General features: G+C 65.4%; 17 protein-coding genes. 5 read left to right on the top strand and 12 right to left on the bottom strand.

Annotation, left to right across the window (positions count from 1 at the left end):
* Positions 1 to 24 precede the first annotated feature (24 nt).
* From ASE26_RS28555 to ASE26_RS28530, 6 genes are all read right to left on the bottom strand, one after another.
* Entirely contained in the window at positions 25 to 1,398 is a 1,374-nt protein-coding gene (locus ASE26_RS28555) for an efflux transporter outer membrane subunit (RefSeq protein WP_057247363.1), read from the bottom strand.
* Positions 1,395 to 4,577: an efflux RND transporter permease subunit gene (locus ASE26_RS28550; RefSeq protein WP_057247362.1), complete on the bottom strand. Its 3,183-nt coding sequence runs from the start codon at positions 4,575 to 4,577 to the stop codon at positions 1,395 to 1,397. The genes ASE26_RS28555 and ASE26_RS28550 overlap by 4 nt, the downstream gene beginning before the upstream one ends.
* Positions 4,574 to 7,630: an efflux RND transporter permease subunit gene (locus ASE26_RS28545; protein ID WP_057247361.1), complete on the bottom strand. Its 3,057-nt coding sequence runs from the start codon at positions 7,628 to 7,630 to the stop codon at positions 4,574 to 4,576. Before ASE26_RS28545 ends, ASE26_RS28550 begins: the two co-directional genes overlap by 4 nt.
* The gene (locus ASE26_RS28540) at positions 7,627 to 9,066 is read right to left on the bottom strand and encodes an efflux RND transporter periplasmic adaptor subunit (RefSeq protein ID WP_057247360.1); all 1,440 of its coding nucleotides are present in this window, start codon (positions 9,064 to 9,066) and stop codon (positions 7,627 to 7,629) included. Before ASE26_RS28540 ends, ASE26_RS28545 begins: the two co-directional genes overlap by 4 nt.
* Before the next feature lie 180 nt (positions 9,067 to 9,246).
* A complete protein-coding gene (gene sppA, locus ASE26_RS28535; RefSeq protein WP_055935764.1) occupies positions 9,247 to 11,124 on the bottom strand; it encodes a signal peptide peptidase SppA in 1,878 nt (625 codons plus the stop codon).
* A gap of 26 nt (positions 11,125 to 11,150) precedes the next feature.
* Complete coding sequence (locus tag ASE26_RS28530; RefSeq protein WP_055935761.1) at positions 11,151 to 12,620, bottom strand: sodium:solute symporter; 1,470 nt, start codon at positions 12,618 to 12,620, stop codon at positions 11,151 to 11,153.
* Between the two features lie 89 nt (positions 12,621 to 12,709).
* Here ASE26_RS28530 and dgt point away from each other — a divergent pair, with 89 nt between their 5' ends.
* From dgt to ASE26_RS28515, 3 genes are read left to right on the top strand one after another with little or no spacing between them, the layout of a single operon-like run.
* The gene (gene dgt, locus ASE26_RS28525) at positions 12,710 to 13,933 is read left to right on the top strand and encodes a dGTP triphosphohydrolase (protein ID WP_055935758.1); all 1,224 of its coding nucleotides are present in this window, start codon (positions 12,710 to 12,712) and stop codon (positions 13,931 to 13,933) included.
* Positions 13,930 to 14,868: a GyrI-like domain-containing protein gene (locus ASE26_RS28520; RefSeq protein ID WP_057247359.1), complete on the top strand. Its 939-nt coding sequence runs from the start codon at positions 13,930 to 13,932 to the stop codon at positions 14,866 to 14,868. Before dgt ends, ASE26_RS28520 begins: the two co-directional genes overlap by 4 nt.
* Positions 14,869 to 14,872: 4 nt before the next feature.
* Complete coding sequence (locus ASE26_RS28515) at positions 14,873 to 15,091, top strand: DUF3820 family protein (RefSeq protein WP_055935752.1); 219 nt, start codon at positions 14,873 to 14,875, stop codon at positions 15,089 to 15,091.
* A 7-nt stretch (positions 15,092 to 15,098) separates the two neighbouring features.
* Here the strand turns inward: ASE26_RS28515 and ASE26_RS28510 are convergent, their stop codons facing one another.
* On the bottom strand, positions 15,099 to 15,647 hold the full coding sequence (locus tag ASE26_RS28510; RefSeq protein WP_055935749.1) for a type II secretion system protein: 549 nt from the start codon (positions 15,645 to 15,647) through the stop codon (positions 15,099 to 15,101).
* A gap of 105 nt (positions 15,648 to 15,752) precedes the next feature.
* On the opposite strand from ASE26_RS28510, the gene ASE26_RS28505 reads away from it, so the two are divergent.
* The gene (locus ASE26_RS28505) at positions 15,753 to 17,000 is read left to right on the top strand and encodes a dipeptidase (RefSeq protein WP_200953845.1); all 1,248 of its coding nucleotides are present in this window, start codon (positions 15,753 to 15,755) and stop codon (positions 16,998 to 17,000) included.
* Here ASE26_RS28505 and ASE26_RS28500 read toward each other — a convergent pair.
* Genes ASE26_RS28500 through ASE26_RS28490 form a run of 3 tightly spaced genes read right to left on the bottom strand, consistent with a single transcriptional unit; the run spans position 16,957 to position 18,160 of the window.
* Complete coding sequence (locus ASE26_RS28500; protein WP_055935747.1) at positions 16,957 to 17,358, bottom strand: PPC domain-containing DNA-binding protein; 402 nt, start codon at positions 17,356 to 17,358, stop codon at positions 16,957 to 16,959. The two genes, ASE26_RS28505 and ASE26_RS28500, sit on opposite strands and share 44 nt — an antisense overlap.
* A complete protein-coding gene (locus ASE26_RS28495; RefSeq protein ID WP_055935745.1) occupies positions 17,358 to 17,738 on the bottom strand; it encodes a glutaredoxin domain-containing protein in 381 nt (126 codons plus the stop codon). The genes ASE26_RS28500 and ASE26_RS28495 overlap by 1 nt, the downstream gene beginning before the upstream one ends.
* Positions 17,735 to 18,160, bottom strand: coding sequence for a DUF1810 domain-containing protein (locus ASE26_RS28490; protein WP_055935741.1), 426 nt, complete (start codon positions 18,158 to 18,160; stop codon positions 17,735 to 17,737). The genes ASE26_RS28495 and ASE26_RS28490 overlap by 4 nt, the downstream gene beginning before the upstream one ends.
* Before the next feature lie 126 nt (positions 18,161 to 18,286).
* On the opposite strand from ASE26_RS28490, the gene ASE26_RS28485 reads away from it, so the two are divergent.
* A complete protein-coding gene (locus ASE26_RS28485; RefSeq protein WP_055936406.1) occupies positions 18,287 to 18,673 on the top strand; it encodes a KGG domain-containing protein in 387 nt (128 codons plus the stop codon).
* Here the strand turns inward: ASE26_RS28485 and ASE26_RS28480 are convergent.
* Together ASE26_RS28480 and ASE26_RS28475 are read right to left on the bottom strand one after the other, a co-directional pair.
* Complete coding sequence (locus ASE26_RS28480; protein WP_055935738.1) at positions 18,670 to 19,581, bottom strand: DMT family transporter; 912 nt, start codon at positions 19,579 to 19,581, stop codon at positions 18,670 to 18,672. The genes ASE26_RS28485 and ASE26_RS28480 overlap by 4 nt on opposite strands.
* Complete coding sequence (locus tag ASE26_RS28475) at positions 19,578 to 20,141, bottom strand: glutathione binding-like protein (protein ID WP_055935731.1); 564 nt, start codon at positions 20,139 to 20,141, stop codon at positions 19,578 to 19,580. Before ASE26_RS28475 ends, ASE26_RS28480 begins: the two co-directional genes overlap by 4 nt.
* Between the last annotated feature and the right edge of the window lie 30 nt (positions 20,142 to 20,171).

The raw sequence follows: 20,171 nt of genomic DNA, 5'->3' as shown, positions 1-20,171 counted from the left end.
GGCAGTTACCGCCGGCGGGACGATTTACCGTACGTGCCAGCCGCCGCCCAGCGCCTGAACCAGGGCCACCGCGGTTGACTGCCGGTCGGCTTGCGCCTGCAACAGCGAGCGCCGGGCGTTAAGCGCGGCGACCTGCGCCGCCACCACGTCCGTATAGCCAACCTGGCCGGCGCGGTAGCGGTTCAGCATCTGCTGCTCGGCCTGGGTAGCGGAATTGGCCGAAGTCTCGCGCAGCGACTGCTGCTGCGCCAACACCCTGCTGGCCGCCAGTTGGTCCTCCACGTCGGCCAGGGCGTTCAGGACAGCCTGGCGATAGGCCGCCACCGCCGCATCGCTTGCGGCGCTGGCCTGGTCGACGCGGGCGCCTGTGGCGCCGGCATTGAACACCGCCTGCGCTGCCGACAGGCCGAGCGACCACAGGGTATTGGAGGCGCTGAACAAGCCGCCCAGCTGGCTGCCTGCCACGCCATAGCTGCCGCCCAGGCTCAGGCTGGGGAAATAGGCGCTGCGGGCAATGCCGATCTGCGCATTGGCGGCGGCTACCCGGCGCTCGGCGGCGGCGATGTCGGGGCGGCGTTCCAGCAAGGTTGATGGCAGGCCCACCGGGATCTGCGGCACTTGCAGCGCCCACGGCGCCGGCTGCAAGCTGAAATCGGCCGGCGCCTTGCCAAGCAGGATGGCGATCGCATGTTCGAGCTGGGCGCGCTGGCGCTGTGCGCCGAGGCGGTCGGCGCTGGCGTTGGCGAGCTGGGTCTGGGCCTGCAGCAGGTCCGAGCTTGGCGCGACGCCGGCATTCACGCGGTTCCGGGTAATCTGCAGCACACGCTGGTAGCCTTCCACGGTCTCGCCCAGCAGCGCCAACTGGGCATCGGCCAGGCGCAGGCCGATGTAATTGAGCGCCAGCTCGCCCTGCGCCGCCAGCCGCGCCGCCGCCAGGTCCGCCGCGCTGGCCTGGGCGCCGGCCTGGGCGCCGCTGACGCCCGCGCGCAGCCTGCCCCACACGTCGGGTTCCCAACTGGCGCCGATATTCGCACGGTACTGGTTGCCGGTACGCGTATCGCCGCCCCCGCCGCTGCGGTTGGCGCTGGCGTCCAGCGTCACCACCGGGAACAGCGAAGCGCGCTGCTCGGCTACGGCGGCACGCGCCTGGGCATAGCGCGCTTCGGCCGCAGCCACGTTCTGGTTGTTCACTTCCACCTGTCTGGCCAGCTCGTTCAGCGTAGCGTCGCCGAACAACTCCCACCACGGGCCCTTTTCCAGCAGGTCCGCCGGCGCAGCCGGCTGCCAGCCTTGCGCTTCCTTGAACTGCGCCGACAGCGGCGCCGCCGGCACCTGGTACGCCGGGCCGGTGGCGCAGCCGGCCAGTGCCAGGGTGAACACGCCGAGAATTTTTTTCATGGTGTCGCCTTTGCGCCACGCAGGCGCATCTTGTCGAGCAGCAGGTAGACCACGGGCGTGGTCAGTAAAGTGAGCAACTGGCTGGCAACCAGGCCGCCGATGATGGCGATGCCGAGCGGCTGGCGCAGCTCCGAACCTTCGCCAAAGCCGATCGCCAGCGGCAGCGCACCCAGTGCCGCCGCCATGGTCGTCATCAGGATCGGGCGGAAGCGCAGCAGGCAGGCTTCCCGCACCGCGCTGCGCGAATCCAGGCCGCGCGTGCGTTCCGCCTCCAGCGCGAAGTCGATGATCAGGATCGCGTTCTTTTTCACGATGCCGATCAGCAGGAACACGCCGATCAGGGCGATCAGAGAAAACTCCATGCGGAACATCAGCAGCGCCAATACCGCGCCGACGCCGGCCGAGGGCAGCGTCGACAGCACCGTGATCGGATGCACCAGGCTTTCGTACAGCATGCCAAGGACGATATAGATCACCACCAGGGCGGCCACGATCAGCAGCGGCTGCTGCTGGTTGGTTTCCTGCGCCGTGCGCGCCGTGCCCTGGAAGCTGCCGCGCACATTGTTCGGCATGCCGATGGCGTTTTCCGCGTCCTTCACAGCCTGCTGGGCCTCGCCCAGGCTGGCGCCGTCGGCCAAGTTGAAGGACACGGTGGTCGCCAGTTCGCCATCCTGGTGGTTGACCGAGGCCGGCGTGGAACGCTCGGCAAACGTCGCCAGCGCCGCCAGCGGCACCATTGCCTCGGCCTGCGTGCTGAGCGCCGAGCCGCCCGAAGGGTCGCGCATCCCGGCCCCGACCACCGAGCCGCTCGTACCCGTCCCCGCCCCTGTGCCGGTGGCCGCAGCGGCCCGGCGCGCGACGTAGACGTCGGCCAGCGCTTCGGGACTGCGCGCATACTCCGGCGCCACCTCCATCACCACCTTGTACTGGTTCAGTTCATCGTAAATCGTCGCCACCTGGCGCTGCCCGAAGGCGTTGTACAGCGCGTTGTCGACATCCTTCATGGACAGGCCCATGCGCGACACCATATCCTTGTCGGCCTCGACGAAGGTTTCGACGCCGTTGTCCGCCTGGTCGGTATCGACGTCGACCAGCACTTTCTGCCGCTTCATTTCGTCGGCCAGGCGCGCTGCCCAGCGCTTCAAATCCGCCCGGTTGTCGCTTTTCAGCGTGTACTGGTACGTGGAATTGCTCTGCCGCCCGCCCATGCGCAAGTCCTGCACCGTATTCAGGAACAGCGACACGCCGGTCACCCGCGCCAGCTTGGGCCGCAGGCGCGCAATCACCTGCTGTCCGGTCACGTCGCGCTGCGCCACCGGCTTCAGGCTGACGAACATGAAACCGCCGCCCGCCCGCGAGCCGCCGGTAAAGCCAACCACCGTCGCCACCGCCGGATCGTCGCGGATGATGTTCACCAGTTGCCGCAGCTTGCCCTGCATGGCCTGGAAGGAAATGCTCTGGTCGGCGCGGATGCCGCCGTTGATCTGCCCCGTATCCTGCTGCGGGAAGAAGCCCTTGGGCGCAGCCGCATACAGGTAGACGTTCAGCCCCACCACGAACACCAGCACCAGCATCACCAGCCATGCGCTGGCCAGCGCCCAGTCGAGCGACTTCTCGTACATGCGCAGGATGACGCCGAAGCCGCGCTCGAACCAGCGCGAAACGCGACCCGGCGGCTTGTGCCCGGCGTCCGGCCGCAGCAGCCAGGCGCACAGCATCGGCGTCGTGGTCAGCGAAATCACCAGCGAGATCATCACCGCCGCCGACAAGGTGACGGCAAATTCGCGGAACAGCCGCCCCACCTGCCCGCCCATGAACAGCAGCGGAATGAACACCGCCACCAGCGACACGCTGATCGACAGCACGGTAAAACCTACTTCCTGCGCGCCCAACAGCGCCGCTGCGAAGCGCTCCGTGCCCTGCTCCATGTGGCGCGCCGTGTTCTCCAGCACCACGATGGCGTCGTCCACCACAAAGCCGGTGGCCACCGTCAGCGCCATCAGGCTAAGGTTATTCAGGCTGAAGCCCAGCAGGTACATCACGCCGAAGGTTCCCAGCAGCGACACCACGGTTGCAATGGCCGGAATCAGGGTCGCCCGCGCGCTGCGCAGGAAGGCGCTTACCACCAGCACCACCAGCACGATCGATATCAGCAGCGTGAACTCGATCTCCAGCAGCGATGAGCGGATGGAATTGGTGCTGTCGGACGCCACCTGCAGTTTCACGTCCTGCGGCAACTGGGCCTGCAACTGCGGCAGCAAGGCGCGCACCGCATCCACCGTCTCGATCACGTTTGCCCCGGGCTGGCGCGTAACCAGCACGATCACCGCCGGCTCGCCGTTGAACAGGCCCAGCGTGTTGCGGTTCTCCGCGCCGTCCGTCACCTGCGCCACGTCGTCGAGCCGGATCGCCGCGCCGTCGCGCCAGGCCACGACCAGGTCGCGGTAGTCGGCCGCGCTGCGGCCGCCGCTGGCCGTGGACGCCGCCGAATAGACCTGCAGGCGCCGCCCTTCCACTTCGACCGCGCCCTTGGGCCGGTTGGCATTGGTAGCCTGGATCGCGGCCCGCACGTCTTCGGACGAGACGCCGTACCGGTTCAGCGCAAACGGCAGCAGTTCGACGCGCACTGCCGGCAGCGAACCGCCGCCGATCTCCACGTCGCCAACGCCTTTCACCTGCGCCAGCTTCTGCTGCACGATATTCGATACCGACTCGTACACCTGCCCCGGGCTGCGCGTTGCCGATGTCAGCGCCAGGATGATCACCGGCGCATCGGAAGGATTGGCCTTGCGGTAGGTCGGGTTGCCGCGCAGCGTGGCCGGCAAGTCGGCGCGCGAGGCGTTGATGGCCGCCTGCACTTCGCGCGCTGCGGCATCGATCTTGCGGTTCAGCTCAAATTGCAGGTTGACGCGCGTCGAGCCGCTGCCGGACGACGAGGTAACTTCGTTCACGCCCGCGATCACGGCCAGGCGCCGTTCCAGCGGTGTGGCCACGCTGCTGGCCATGGTATCCGGGCTGGCCCCGGGCAGGCTGGCACTGACCGAAATCGAGGGATAGTCCACCTGCGGCAGCGGCGACACCGGCAGCACAAAGAAAGCCGCAATGCCAGCCAGCGCCAGCCCGATCGTCAGCAGCACCGTGGCGATGGGACGGCGGACAAAGGGCTCGGACAGGTTCATGCCGCTTCCTCGCGCCCGCGGCGGCGGCGCTGCGCGAGGCGGTCAAAGGCCAGGTAGATTACCGGCGTGGTGTACAGCGTCAGCAGCTGGCTGACAATCAGGCCGCCGAAGATCGACAGGCCGAGCGGCCGGCGCAGCTCCGCGCCCTCGCCCCAGCCGAACATCAGCGGAACCGCCGCAAACAGCGCCGCCATGGTGGTCATCAGGATAGGGCGCAGCCGCAGCAGCGCCGCCTGGTGGATCGCTTCGCGCGGCGCCATGCCCTGCTCGCGCTCCGCCTCGATGGCGAAGTCGATCATCATGATGGCGTTCTTCTTGACGATGCCGATCAGCAGGATGATGCCGATAATGCCGATCACGCCCAGCTCCTGCCCCGTCAGCATCAGTGCCAGCAGCGCGCCGACGCCAGCCGACGGCAGCGTGGACAGGATGGTCAGCGGGTGGATATAGCTTTCGTACAGCACGCCCAGCACGATGTACACGCATACCACGGCCGCCAGGATCAGCCAGAGCTGGTTGCTCAGCGAAGCCTGGTAAGCGCCAGCCGCTCCCAGGAAGGTCAGGCTGACCGACTGCGGCAAGCCCACTTCCTTTGCCGCATTTCGGATCGCGTCGACCGCCTGTCCCAACGCCACGCCCGGCGCGGCATCAAAGCCGATGGTGGTGGCCGGATATTGGGCCACATGGGTGACCTGCAGCGGCGCCGGGCGCTCCTGAATGCTGGCGATGGCCGACAGCGGCGTCGGTTTGCCGCTGCCGGTGCGCAGCTGCAGGTTGCCCAGCGCTTCCGGCGTGTCCATGCGGTCCTGGTCTGCCTCCAGGATCACGCGGTACTGGTTGGTCTCGGTAAAGATGGTTGACACAATGCGCTGGCCGAAGGCGCTGTACAGCGCGTCGTCCACGGCGGCGGCGGTGATCGACAGCCGCGAGGCGGTGTCGCGGTCGATGCTGACGTAGGCGCCCGCGCCGGTGGCGCCGACGTCGGACACCACGTTGCGCAGCCGGTCCTTGCCTGCCATGTGTTCGGACAGCCTGGCCGCCCATTCTGATACCGTGGCGTTGTCGGCGCCTTCCAGCGAAACGCGATACTGGGTCGGGCCGCTTTCGGCGTCGATGGTCAGGTCCTGCGTTGGCTGCAGGTAAAGCTTGACGCCTGCCACTTGCGCCACGCGGTTGCGCAAGCGTTCCATCACCACCGGCAGCTTGTCGCGCTCGGGCTTCAGGTTGACCAGCATGCTGCCGGTGTGCAGCATGCTGTTGTTGCCGGCATCGACGCCGACCACGGAGCTGAGCGAAGCCACGGCGGGGTCGTCGAGCAAGGCGCGCGCGGCCTGCTGCTGCAATTGCGCCATGCGTTCGTAGGAAACGGTCTGCGCCGCTTCGATGCGGGCTTGCAGTTGGCCGGTGTCCTGGGTCGGGAACAGACCCTTGGGAATCCACAGGTAAAGCAACACCGTCAGCAGCAGCGTGCCCAGCGCCACCAGCAGCGTCAGGCCCTGCCGCTCCAGCACCCACTGCAGGCTGACGTCATAGCGCTCGACCAGGCGGTCGAACAGCGTCGCCTCATGCTCCTTGTGCCCGGCCAGCCAGCGGCCGGACATCATCGGCACCAGCGTCAGCGACACCACGGCCGAAATCAGGATGGTGATGGCCAGCGTGACGGCGAATTCACGGAACAGGCGGCCTACCACGTCGCCCATGAACAGCAGCGGGATCAGCACTGCGATCAGCGATACGGTCAGCGAAATGATGGTAAAGCCGATCTGCTGCGCACCTTTGAGTGCGGCGTTCATCGGGCTCTCGCCGTCTTCGACATATCGCGCAATGTTCTCGATCATGACGATGGCGTCGTCCACCACGAAGCCGGTGGCGATGGTGAGCGCCATCAGGCTGAGGTTATTCAGGCTGTAGCCAAGCAGGTACATCACGCCGAAGGTGCCGACCAGCGAAATCGGCACCGCCAGGCTGGCGATCACGGTGGCGCGCGGGCTGCGCAGGAAGGCGAAGATCACCAGCACCACCAGCACCACGGCCAGCAGCAGCTCCAGCTCCACGTGCAGCACGGAAGCCCGGATGCCGTGGGTACGGTCGCTCAGCACCGTCACCTCGATGGCGCCGGGCAGGCTCGCTTGCAGTTCCGGCAGGCGTTCCCTGATTGCATCGACGGTGGCGATCACGTTCGCGCCGGGCTGGCGCTGCACGTCGAGAATGATGGCAGGCGTCATGCCGGCCCAGGCGCCGAGCTTGACGTTTTCCGCGCTGTCGACCACGCGTGCCACGTCCTGCAGCCGGACCTGCGCGCCATTGCGGTAGGAGACGATCAGTTGGCGGTAGTCGTCGGCCGCAAGCAGCTGGTCGTTGGCGTTGATGGTGAAGGCGCGCGTGGGACCGTCGAAGCTGCCCTTGGCGCTGTTCGCATTGGCCGCAGTGATGGCGCTGCGCAGCGTATCGAGCCCAAGCCCGTAGCTGGCCAGGGCTTGGGTGTCGGCCTGGATGCGCACCGCGGGGCGCTGGCCGCCGCCCAGCGTCACCAGGCCGACGCCGTTGACCTGGCTGATTTTCAGCGCCAGCCGCGTGTTGACGATGTTCTGCACCTCCGTCAGCGGCATGGTTTTCGAGGTGATGGCCAGTGTCAGCACGGGCGCATCGGCCGGGTTGACCTTGGCGTACACCGGCGGCGCCGGCAGGTCGGTCGGCAGCAGCGAGCCGCCGGCGTTGATGGCGGCTTGCACTTCCTGTTCGGCCACGTCCAGCGTCTGGCCAAGGCTGAATTGCAGGGTGATGATCGAGACGCCGGCAGCGCTGGTGGAACTCATGCGCTGCAGGCCCGACATTTGCCCGAACTGACGCTCCAGCGGCGCCGTAACCGTGCGGCCCATCACTTCCGGGCTGGCGCCGGGGTACAGCGTACGCACCTGGATGGTCGGGAAGTCGACCTGCGGCAGCGCCGACAGCGGCAGGAAGCGATAGCCCAGCAGGCCGGCCAGCACGATGGCCAGCATGAACAGCGCCGTCGCCACCGGCCGCCGGATGAAGGGCGCCGAGGGGCTCATCGCGCCGCGCCGTCCGCCGCCCGGCCCTCACGGCGCCGGCCCCTGCCGCCGCCTTCGCCCGCCACCCCCCCTTCGGTCGGCACCGCGGCGGAAGCAGCACCGCCAGCGGCCGCATCGCCACGATTGCCTCCTGCCCGCCCCTCACGGCGCGCACGGCCGGAATGTTCGCCATCCGCCCCGGGCCGTTGCGAGGGCAATGTAACGCGCGCCCCATCCTTGATCCGGTCCGCGCCCTCGGTGATCACCTGTTCGCCGGCCGCCAGCCCGCTTTCGACCTGCACCTTGTCCACGGTAGCAATACCACGCTTGACCTGCCGCAGCGACGCCGTCTGCCCATCCTGCAATACGTATACGTAGTCACCGGACGACCCATGCCGCAGGGCTGTCACCGGCACCACCACCGCACCCTTGATCGTGCGCAGCTCAAGCCGCACGTTGACGAACTGGCTGGGGAACAGCGAAGAACCAGCGTTGGCAAAGCGCGCCTTTGCCATCACCGTCCCGGTTTGCGTATCGACCTGGTTATCCAGCGCATAAAACACGCCCTTCTCCAGCACCGTGCTGCGCGTGCGGTCATACGCCAGCGCCACCATGCTTGCGCCGGCACCATCGCCGGTACGCGGCGCCAGTTCCGAAACCCGGTCCTGTGGAACGGCAAACTCCACATCGATCGGCGCCAGCTGCGTAATCACCGCAATCCCCGCCGCATCGCTGGAGCCAACCAGGTTGCCGATATCGACCACCCGCAAGCCCACTCGCCCGCTGATCGGCGCCACGACTTTGGTATAGCCAAGATTGAGGCGCGCCGTGCCTTCGTTCGCGCGGTCGGTCGTGACCGTGCCCTGCAGCTGCTTGACCAGCGCAGCCTGCGTATCGACATCCTGCCGCGCAATCGAGTCCTGCGACAGCAAGGTGCGATAGCGTTCGAGCGTCAGGCGCGCATTTTCCAGTTGCGCCTCATCGCGCTCGCGCTGCCCGGTGGCCTGCATCAGCTGCAGCTCGAACTGGCGCGGATCGATCTGTGCCAGCACCTGGCCCGCCTTTACCATCTGGCCTTCCTTGAACAGGACTTTTTGCAGGATGCCTGAGACCTGCGGCCGCACGGTCGTCGTTGCAGCGGCAGTCACCGTGCCAAGTGCGTCCAGGGTCAGCGGCAGATCGGCCTTTTCGGCAGTCGCTACGCCAACCGTGGCGGCGGGGCCGCGGCCGCCGCGCCCACCCCGGCCGCCGCCCTGCCCGGCAGCACCAGCGCCGGCAGCGGCGGCAGGAGTACCCGAACCACCCGGCCCGCCCTCGCCGGGGCCGCGGTGGGTCAGGTACCAGGCCAGGCCGCCCAGGACCAGCATCCCGGCCAATGCGGCGACGCCCCCAATCCAGCGCGCCCGCTTGCTGGCGCGAGGTTTCGACGGGGCATTGGATGTTATTGGAGTCTCCATAGGGCGACCCTTTCTTCTTTTGGGTGGTGTTCGAATTGACTCTAGCACAGGGTCCTTGCCCAAATGCGTTAGGCAAGAAACATGGGAAACAATTCGGGCGCCCGGACGCCCCAAAAGAAAAGCCGCCAGACTGGCTGGCGGCTCGGTTCCTGTAATAACTGCTTACAAAGCTGCTACAAACTAATCGGGCGAACTGCAGAGGCAATGGGTCAGTGCCATGAACGGCTTGCGCTGGGCAGTCATCTCGTTCAGCCAGTTCAGGTCCTGCACCACTTCGGTTGCCACGCCAGCCGGCACGCCGGCAGGCAGCAGCGACGTGCGCGCCTGGTCGCCAAACGCCTTGGCTGCGGCGGCCTTGGCGGTCGAGGCGCCGAAGAACTCCAGCACCTTGTCAAAGCGCGACACCTCACGCTCGATGTACACGATGCGCGGCTCGCCGGTCAGCTTGGCGCGCAGCGCAGCCGCTTTCAACGCATCCCGGTAGCCGCCCAGCGTATCGACCAGGCCGCGCTCCTTCGCCTGGGCGCCGGTCCATACCCGGCCCTGGCCCACGGCATCAATCTTGTCGGCCGTGGTGTTGCGCGCCTTGGCTGCCTTGGCGGTGAATTCCTCGTAGGTGTGGCCAATCACGCCCTGGATCAACTGGCCGAAACGCGGGTCCATCGGGCGCAGCGGATTGCCCGCGTCGCCCAGCCAGGTGGTGGTCTGGCCAGCCGTGTGGATGCCCAGCTTGTCGATCACCTTGTCCACGGTCGGGAACAGCGCGAACACGCCGATCGAACCGGTGATGGTGGCCGGATCGGCAATCACCTCGTCCGACGCCATCGAAATCCAGTAGCCGCCCGAAGCAGCCACATTGCCCATCGAGACGATCACCGGCTTGCCGGCCGCCCGGGTCAGTTCCAGTTCGCGGCGGATCAGCTCCGAACCGAAGGCGCTGCCGCCAGGCGAATCGACGCGCAGCACAACGGCCTTGATCGCGCTGTCCTCGCGCGCCAGTCGCACCAGGCGTGCCGTCGACGCGCCGCCGATCTGGCCGGCCGGCGCATCGCCGTCGCTGATTTCACCGACTGCCATCACCACGCCGATTGCGTCGCCGGTCAGTTTAGGGAATACGCGCGCCAGGTAATCGTGATAGCTGACCTGGCGGAAGGACTTGGCCGCCGGATCGTCCACGCCGCGCTTGGTCATCATCACGCGCAGTTCGTCCTTGGTCTTCAGGCCATCAACCAGCTTGGCATTCAGTGCCACTTGCGCCAGGTTGCCCTTGGCCTCCGCCACCAGCGCCGGCAGGCTGTCGATCGACTTCATCAGCGAGCCTTGCGGCATCTTGCGCGACTTTTCAACCTGGTCGGTGTAGCGCGCCCACAGGTCGTTGTACAGGAAGGCATCCGCCTCGGCCGCCGCCGGCGACGGGCCGTTGGCGATGAACGGCTCGGCAAAACTCTTGTAGGTGCCGACCCTCATCAGGTTGACGGTCACGCCCACCTTGTCCAGCGCATCGCGGTAATAATTGCGGTACTTGCCGAAACCATCGAGGAACACCGCGCCCATCGGGTGCAGGTAGACTTCGTCGGCATGGATGGCGACCTGGTACTGGCGCTGGTTGTAGCTGGAACCCCAGGCCACGACTTTCTTGCCGCTGGCCTTGAAGCGGTCCACAGCCGCGCCGATTTCGCGCAGCATGGCCTGGCCGCCGCCCTGCATTTCGTCCAGCACCAGCACGGCGCCGCCGATTTGCGGGTCTTTGGCGGCGGCATCGAGGACGTTCAACACATCGCGCAACTGCACCGACTTGTGCACTTCGCCGCCGGACAGGCCGGCCATCAGCGCGTCGCGGCTGCTGCCGGACGATTGTTCCACCAGGGCGCCTTCCAGGTTCAGGACCAGCATGGTCTTGTCGCCCAAAGGCTTGACGCCGCCGCCGAAGATGGCGGCAATCAGCAGCACCACGACCAGCAGGAACAAAAAGTTCATGGTGGCGCGGCGGCTTTTATCCACGGCGCCCCATAACCAGGAAAATCCGCCGCGGACATACGAGAAAACAGAGCGAGACATCTTTACTCCTAATGCATAAAATGTAACTACTTCACACTATAAGCGACATTCGCTTTAGATGGTGAAGAAATCAGGTAGAGCCCAGCCATGACCAGCAGGCCATTGATGACCAACAATTCCAGCCCGATGCGGTAGCTGCCGAACAGGCTTTGCTGGTTGAAATCGACCAGGGCGCACAGCAGCGGCCCGGCCAGCACGACCCACGGCACCAGCCTGTCGTTCACCGCGCGTTTGCCGAGCAGGCCGAAAGCGAACAGTCCAAGCAGCGGACCGTAGGTATAACCGGCCAGCTTCAGGATCATGCCGATCATGCTGGCGCTGTCGATCCACTTGAACACCATCACCAACAGCAGGAACAAGGCGCAGAACGCCAGGTGCACGCGGTGGCGGATGCGCAGCTGGGCGTCCTCGCCCAGGTCGCCGCGCCGTTTCAGGCCCAGGATGTCGATGCAGACGGACGAGGTCAGCGCCGTGATCGCACCATCCGCGCTCGGGAACAAGGCGCTGATCAGGGCAATGATGAACACCAGTTGCAACAGCGCCGGCAGATGGCCCATCACCACGGCCGCGAATATCTTGTCGCCGGTCGCCGCCACGCCCGCCTGCGGCGCGTACAAGTACAGCAGGCCGCCGAGGAACAGGAACAGCGTCAGCACCCCGGCCAGGATGGCGTTCAGCGCCAGCATGTTCTTCTGCGAGTCGCCCAGGGTCTTGACCGAGATATTCTTCTGCATCATTTCCTGGTCCATGCCGGTCATGGTGATGACGATGAAGAAGCCGGCCACGATCTGCTTCCAGAAATGGCCCGGGCTATTGATATCCATCGTGAAAACGCGCGCCAGGCCGGCCGAACGCATGCGCTCCAGGCTTTCCAGCAGGCCCAGGTTCATCTCGCCGAGCAGGAACACCGTGCAGGCCGCCAGGCCAAACAGCATGCCCGTGGTTTGCAGCGTGTCGGTCCAGACGATGGTCTTCACCCCGCCCTCATATGTATACAGCAGGATCATCGCCAGGATAACCAGGCTGGTCAGCCAGAACGGCACGCCAAGGCTGTCCAGGATCACGGCCTGCAGGATGTTCACCACCAGGTACAGGCGCGCCGTGGCGCCCAGGGTGCGCGACAAAATAAAGAAGGCGGCCCCGCTCTGGTAGGAGCGCCGGCCCAAGCGCACGTCGAGGTAGTGGTAGATGGAGGTCAGCTTCAGGCGGTAGTACAGCGGCAGCAGCACATACGCCACGGCGATGTAGCCCAGCACATAGCCGATCATGATCTGCATATAGCCGAAGCCGTCGCGCCCCACGGCCCCCGGTACGCTGATAAACGTCACGCCGCTCAGCGTGGTGCCGACCATGCCGAAGGCCACCAGCATCCAGTTCGAACTCTTGTTCCCGATGAAGAAGCTGTCGTTGTTGGCGTTGCGCGAAGTGGCCCAGGCCACGCCGAGCAGCAGGCCGAAATAGGCCAGCACCACGAGGAACAGTGAAACAGGTGACATTTTATTATCCAGCCATGAAACAATTTGGGCTGCAATATACACTGGAATGCCGAAGCGCCTTAGAATCGCCTGCAAACCTGAGGAAAACAATGTACGACCAACAGACCATCGAATTCGCCCGCGCCCAGGAGGCGCTGGTACTGCCGCTCGAATACCGGGTCCACGCCCAGGCCGACGGCCGCGGCGAGGGCCGCGAGGAATGCATGCGCGATTATGCGCGCGTGCTGTATTCATCGTCATTCCGCCGCCTGCAGGGCAAGATGCAGCTGCTCGGCGTGGACGCCAACCGCTTCAACCGCAATCGCCTGACCCACAGCCTGGAGGTGGCCCAGATCGCCCGCTCCATCGCCGCCGATCTGGGGCTGGAGCGCTGCGTTGTCTCCGAGACCTGTTCGCTGGCCCACGATATCGGCAATCCCCCCTTCGGCCATTACGGCGAAAAGATCCTGGATGAGCTGGTATCCGGCTTCGGCGGCTTCGAGGGCAATGCGCAGGCCTTCCGCACCCTGCGCACGCTGGAGAAGAAGCACCACGCTTACGCCGGCTTGAACCTGACTGTGCGCTCCCTGCTCGGCATCACCAAATACTTCCAGCGCCGTGCCGACAATCCGAAGAAATTCCTGTACGACGATGACTACGAGTTCCTGATCGCGCAATTGAATGCGCGCGGCGTATCGCTGAGCAAGAGCATCGATGCCCAGATCATGGACCTGGCCGACGAAATCGCCTACGCCGCGCACGATGTCGAGGATGCACTGAGCTTCGGCATCATCACCTGGGGCGAGATCGTCCACGAATTCAAGATCAGCAGGGACTTCTCGGGCGCCCACGAGCAGTTCGCCAGCATCGCCAACCACGCCCACGAGGAAGCGCTGAAATGCGATATGCAGGAAAGCTCGGAGGAGTATTCCATCGTGCTGCGCAAGGAGCTGACGTCGCAGATCGTGCATGAACTATGCCGCGACATCGCCGTGGTCGAGGGCCAGCATGGCCCTGAACTGGGCTACCGCACCAAGGGCCTGCTGGCGCGCGGCCTGAAAAGCCTGCTGTGGCGCGCCATCCTGCGCAAGAAGGACGTGCAGCTCTACGAAAAACGCGGCGAGAAGATCATTCGCGGCCTGTTCGAAGTCCTGACCGACAAGAACTACAACAAGGGCGGCATTTTGCTGCCGCCAGCCATCCGCAGCCAGAAGGACTCGCGCGAACGGCTGGTAGTGGACTACATCTCCGGCATGATGGATTCCTACGCCGCCAAGGAGTACGAAAAGTACTTCGGCCCGGGCAGCCTCGATCGCATCTATCCCCTGGCATGAACGATCCGCGCAGCGAATACGAGCGCCGCATGAACCGGGTGCTCGACCACATAGACCGCAACCTCGATGCGCAGCTCGACCTGCCCGGCCTGGCCGACATCGCCAACTTCTCGCGCTACCACTTCCACCGCCTGTTCGCGGCCTGGATGGGCGAAACGCTGGGCGACTACGTGCGCCGGCGCCGGCTGGAAGTGGCCGCGCACAAGCTGGCAGCCGGCGGCACGGTGCTGGAAGTCGCGCTGTCGACAGGCTTTGGCTCGGGCGAAGCGTTTGCCCGAGCTTTCAAGACGCGCTTCGGCAGCACGCCGACCGAATGGCGCGCAAATACCCCGGCGCGCATCGCGGCCTTCCTGGCCGAGATGGACGCGCAACATAGCAATCCTGATCAGGCGAACAGCAAGCACGGTCAGGCCGGCAACGGCGCAAGCGGCCAAGATGAGGGCTCCAACAACCTCAATGGAGCAAGAAAAATGGACGTCAACGTTATCGACCTGCCGCCAGCGCGTATCGCCTACCGCCGCCACATCGGCCCATACGGCCCGGCTGTGGGCCAGTTCTGGGCCCAGGCCGTCATGCCATGGATGCTTGGCCACGGCCTGGCCGAAGCCACCTGCTACGGCATCGGCCACGACGACCCAAGCGTCACCCCGGCTGACAAATGCCGCTACGATGCCTGCGTCGAAATCCCGGCAGGCTTCGAGCCCGGCGGACAATTCAGCGTTGCCAACCTGCCCGGCGGGCGCTACGCTGTGACCCGCTACACCGGTTCGCCGCGCGACATCGGCCCGGTGTGGAGCCGCATGATGAAGGAATGGCTGCCATCAAGCGGCCTGCAATGCGACGAGCGCCCATGCTTCGAGCGCTACGAAAACCTCGCGACACAGACCGATGGCAGCTTTACCTGCGAGATCTGCATACCTGTGAAGGCACTGTAAAAAAATGAACCCGGAATACCTGGCAATGCTGGTGGCGCGCGATATGCCCTATGGGAAGTACAAGGGCCGCAAGCTGGCCGACTTGCCAGGTCATTACCTGGGTTGGATGGCGCGCGAAGGTTTCCCGAAAGGGGAACTTGGCGCGCTGCTGGCATTGATGTACGAGATCGACCACAACAACCTGCGCACCCTGCTCGACCCGCTGCGCGCACGCAGGAACTGAACTGGCTTCAGCAGCCGCTGGTATTGGCCTTGATAACCGGCGCCGCGCTACCGTTATAGGTGTATTGCACTGAGCACTGCATAGGCGTTGGCGCGCTCTCGATCCGCCAGCCGGCATCCCCGCCCGGAATCTGGCTGTTGCCATAGCCATAGAAGGTGTATTCGCCGGCCGGCACCGCGCTGGGGGAAAGATAGCAGCCGCCGCTTGGGATTTTCGAGCCTTGCAGCGCCACGCCGATGCCATCGCACCAGCGGTCCGGGTAGCCGCTCCAGACCCGCATCGAGGTCCCGCTATCGATGTCGACGAAAGTAATGTTGGCGATACTGCTGGCCGTGCCCTCGCCGCGCAGCGCCGTCAGCGAGCGCACCAGGCCGATGGACGTCTTGGCGGAGCCGGCCAGCGCCTCGATCGACGCGGTACGGGCCGACTTCCCGAAGTTGAGGAAACGCGGAAGTGCCACCGCAGCTAGAATCCCGAGTATGACCAATACGACAATTAATTCGACGAGCGTAAAGCCCTTGGCCGGGGCTTTGCGCGCTTGGGACTGGCGGCGCATGGAGAATTCATTCTGGATTAGGTTCCTGGAGTATACCGTCGTTTTTGCGTTAATGCATGACTTGATGTCTTTTAATCAATAACATCAATCCACCACGGAGACAAATTGAAACGCCTCTACATAGCAATAATCAGCAGCTTCCTCTGCAACGCAGCGGTCTCCGCCCAGGACGCTGCCCTGCAACACGCCCGCGCCCTGCTCGACAAAGTCCCGCTGGTCGACGGCCATAACGACCTGCCCTGGACCATCCGCGAAGACGCCTCCCACCCGATGGACGTTGAGCACTACGACCTGCGCCAGCGCACCCCGCACGAAACCGACCTGGCGCGCCTGAAGCAAGGCAAGCTGGCGGCCCAGTTCTGGAGTGTCTACGTGCCGGGCGAATTGAAGGGCGGCTGGGCCGTCACCCAGCTCGAACAGATCGACCTGGCCCGCCGCCTGATCGCCAGATACCCGGAAAGCCTGGTGCTGGCCACCCGCAGCAGCGACATCGCCAGGGCCAAGCGCGAAGGCAAGGTCGCCAGTTTCATCGGCATGGAGGGCGGCCACGTGATCGAGAACAGCCTGGGCGCCCTGCGCGCCTACTACGACCTCGGCGCCCGCTACATGACCCTGACCCATAACAGCACGCTGGACTGGGCCGACGCCGCCATGGGTGAGCGCAAACACGGCGGCCTGACGCCGTTCGGCAAGGAGGTCGTGCGCGAAATGAACCGCCTCGGCATGCTGGTGGACCTGAGCCATGTCAGTGCGGAAGTGATGCAGCAGGCACTCGACACCAGTGAAGCGCCGGTGATTTTCTCGCACTCCAGCGCCCGCGCCCTGAACGACCATCCGCGCAATGTGCCGGACGAGGTCTTGAAGCGCCTGCCCGCCAACGGCGGCGTGGTGATGGTGACGTTCGTACCGGCGTTCATCTCGCCGCAAGTGGCCGCCTGGCGCAAGGGATTGGGCGAGGCTGCGGCCGCCGCCGGCGCCGCACAGGACAGTCCGGAGTTCAAGGCGATCAAGGAAGATTACACCGCCAAGGCTGGCCCGGCGCCAAACGCCACGCTTGCCATGGTGGCCGACCACATCGAACATGTGGCGCGCGTAGCCGGCAAGGACCATGTCGGCATCGCCGGCGACTACTACGGCTCGGTCAATCCGGAAGGCCTGGAGGACGTATCGACCTACCCTGCCCTGTTCGCGGAACTGATACGCCGCGGCTGGAGCGACAAGGACCTGGCCAAGCTGGCCGGCGGCAACCTGGTGCGCGCCTTGGCCGGCGCCGAACAGGCCGCGGCCCGATTGCAGAAGGAACGCAAGCCTAGCCTGGCGCGCCTCGAATTGCCAGCTCCGCAAAGCCGGTAAGCGGATCGTGTTCGCGCGAGAACTGGTGCGCTGGCAGCAGCACCAGCAGCAATTCGGCCGTGGTGCGCACGATGCAGCCGCGGCCCACATGCCCGCCAAACACCCGGCCGCGCGCATCGGACAACATCATGTGCAGGTGCGCGCCGTCCGGCGCCACCGAGCCGGCCAGGCTAAGGATCTCGAGGTCACCCAGAAACTCGGTGGGCTGCGCCAGTCCGGCATAGCGGATCTGCGCCACCGACAGGCTGCCGATGCCTTGCACCAGGTAGCCCGCCGCCGTCCCCGTATCGCGCAGGGCCTGCTCCACGGCGCCGCGCAAGTCGTCGCCCGGATTCAGGCGCAATGGCAGCGCGTCCATCACCCCTGCAGGCGCGGCGCGACCAGCGAGGTGAACTCCCCTTTTTCGACCAGGCGCTCCAGGTCGTTGTAACCGCCAAGCAGGACGCCGTCGATGAAGATCATCGGGAAAGTTGGCCAGCCGCTCCACATCTTCAGCGCGGTGCGGCGGCGCCATTGGCTGAAATAGCTGCCGTATTCGAGGTAGGCGTATTTCGTGCCTTGCGCATCCAGCAGGCGGCAGGTCTTTTTCGGGAACGGATTCTGGCGCATGCCGACGACGACCACGCGGTTGGCCGCAATGGCCGCCTGCACTTCGGCCACGATATCGGCATGGTTCTTCGCCACGCGTTCGCGGATAGCCGGGTGCAGGTGGGCGTCGTCGAGGATGGTACGGGTCATTGTTTTTCCTTATGCAGTAAGTCCAGCGTGGCCTGGTCGGGCACGCCGCCAAAATATTTGTCGAGGCAATCGCGGAACAGCGCTTCATCCGGCGCAGCTTGCGCGAACAGCGTCATCGATGAGTGGAACTTCATATTGTCCGGCGACCCGAAGATACCATGGACTGTGGCTCCCTGGACAGCCAGCACCAGCGCGCCGCACTCGCGCAGCCTGGCGCCGAGCAGCGGATGCGCCAGGTAAGCCCGCGCCTCATCCAATCCACTGATCGCATAATGCTGCGCCATCGCACTGAAACCGAGGCCGGCCAGTTGCGGGAAGATGAACCACATCCAGTGGCTGCGCTTGCGTCCCGCCGACAGTTCGTCGAGCACCTGCTGGTAGAGACTGTCCTGCGCAACGACAAAGCGCTCCAATTGGTACATAGGCTGCCTCAAAACATTACTTTTCAATGAGCCATTGTCCTACAAAGTCTGGTAGCGTGTTCTGATTAATTGGAACCCATGCCGCGCCTACCATGACGACTCCTTGAACCGAAATGGGAGATGATCATGGCATCCAGTAATCAAGATAATCGCGGCGGCTCCAAACAGTCGGGCAACCAGGGCGGCAATCGCCAAAGCGGCGATACCAGCAACCGTGGCTTCGCTTCGATGGATCCGGAACGCCAGCGCGAGATCGCCAGCGAAGGCGGCAAGGCGGCCCACGCTTCCGGCAATGCGCACGAATTTACTTCGGAAGAAGCCCGCAAAGCCGGCAGCATGAGCCACAAGAATGACGGCAATCGCCAATCCGGCTCCGATTCCGGTGGCGGCAGCCGCCAAAGCGGTGGCGGCAGTGGCGGCAGTGGCGGTAGCGGTGGCGGCACCCGTGGCGGCACGCCTGAGCAGCACGCCGAAGCCGGCCGCCAGAGCCACAAAAACGACGACAAGCGCTAAGCGCGCCGCGTCGTGAAGGGAGCCGTCCAGCGCGACGGCTCAACAAGCCCGGTGGTCAGCGCACAGCCCGCGAGGATCACCAGGCAGCTCAATCCCGTCTGCAGCGAGAAAGTCTCGCCCAGGAACAGGCAGCCCCACAGCACGCCGAAGGCCGGGATCAGGAACAGCGCACTCATCGCCTTGCCGGCACCGAGCCGCGCAATCAATCCAAAGAACAGCACATAGGCAAAGGTGGTACACAGCGCAGCCAGGGCCAGCACCGCGCCCCAGGCCCGGGCCGACGGCGGTTCGTGCGGCCACAGCGCCATGGCCGGGCCAACCAGCAGCAGCGCGGCCACCATCTGGCTGCCGGTCGCCACCGCCAGCGGCGGCGCTTCAGCCAGGTAGCGCTTGCTAAAATTACCAGAGATTCCGTACAGCAATGTCGCCGCCAGGCAAGCCAATGACGCCAGGGCCGTCCGCAGCATGTCATGCTGCGGCAGGAAATGCAGCTTGCCTGCCACCAGCAGCACCACGCCGCCAAAGCCCAGCGACAGCCCGGCCATGCGGCTCAAGGTCAGCCGTTCACCGAGCCAGACCGCGCCGATCAGTGCCGCAAACAAGGGCGTGGTCGCGCTCAGGATCGAGGACAGGCCGGCCGGAATCGTCAGCGCCGCGAAATTGAACAGCAGGAAAGGCAGCGCCGCATTCGTCACGCCAACAAAGCCGATACCGCACCAATGCTTGCGCAGCGCCCCAAGCTGGCCGCGCCACAACAGCAACGGCAGCAATAGCGCCGCCGCAGCCACCGCGCGCACCCCACCCATCGCCGCCGCCCCAAACTCAGGCGCCCCGACGCGGATGAACAGGTAAGACGCCCCCCAGAGCGCCGCCACCGACAGCATGCTCCCCGCATCCGCGCGCCTCATGGCAACACCCCCGCCAGTGCAGGAATGTCCACCTCGGGGTCGGGACGGTCCGGCGCCCCGGCAAAAGTGGACATTTCGCGGCCGTAGGCGCGCTGGGTGGCGGGCCGCTGGCTGATGGCGTGGAACCAACGCGCCAGGCTGGGATAGGCGGCCAGTTGCGCACCGCGTGCGCTCACCCACGGGAAGCAGGCGATGTCGGCTACCGAATATTGCTCGCCGCACAGGTAGGCCTGCTCCGCGAGCTGCTTGTCGAGGGTGCTGAACAGCTCAGCGGTTTCTCTGCCATGGCATTCGAAAGACTTCTGCCAGAATAGCCACTGCCGCGCTTCTGTCCGCGCGCGCATGCCAGCCGGCAGGCCAAAGCCCGCCTTCTCCGCCAGGTAGAGCAGCATGGCGCCCGATTCCTGCAGCGCCAACGGCTCGCCCGCATCCATCGGCCAATGGTCAACCATCGCCAGCGAGTTTGCCTTGGGAATGCGGCGGAACGGCAGCCCGGTTTCCTCCAGGAACATCAGCAGTTGCTGCCCTTGCGGTGTCGCGACGTAGTAGAAGTCCAGCATGGCTATCCCTTTTCGATGGTGTCAGGAATA

Source organism: Duganella sp. Root198D2 (assembly GCF_001428585.1).
GTDB lineage: Bacteria > Pseudomonadota > Gammaproteobacteria > Burkholderiales > Burkholderiaceae_D > Rugamonas.
Note: the sequence above shows the minus strand (reverse complement) of the source record. Positions and strands in the feature narration are given on the sequence as shown.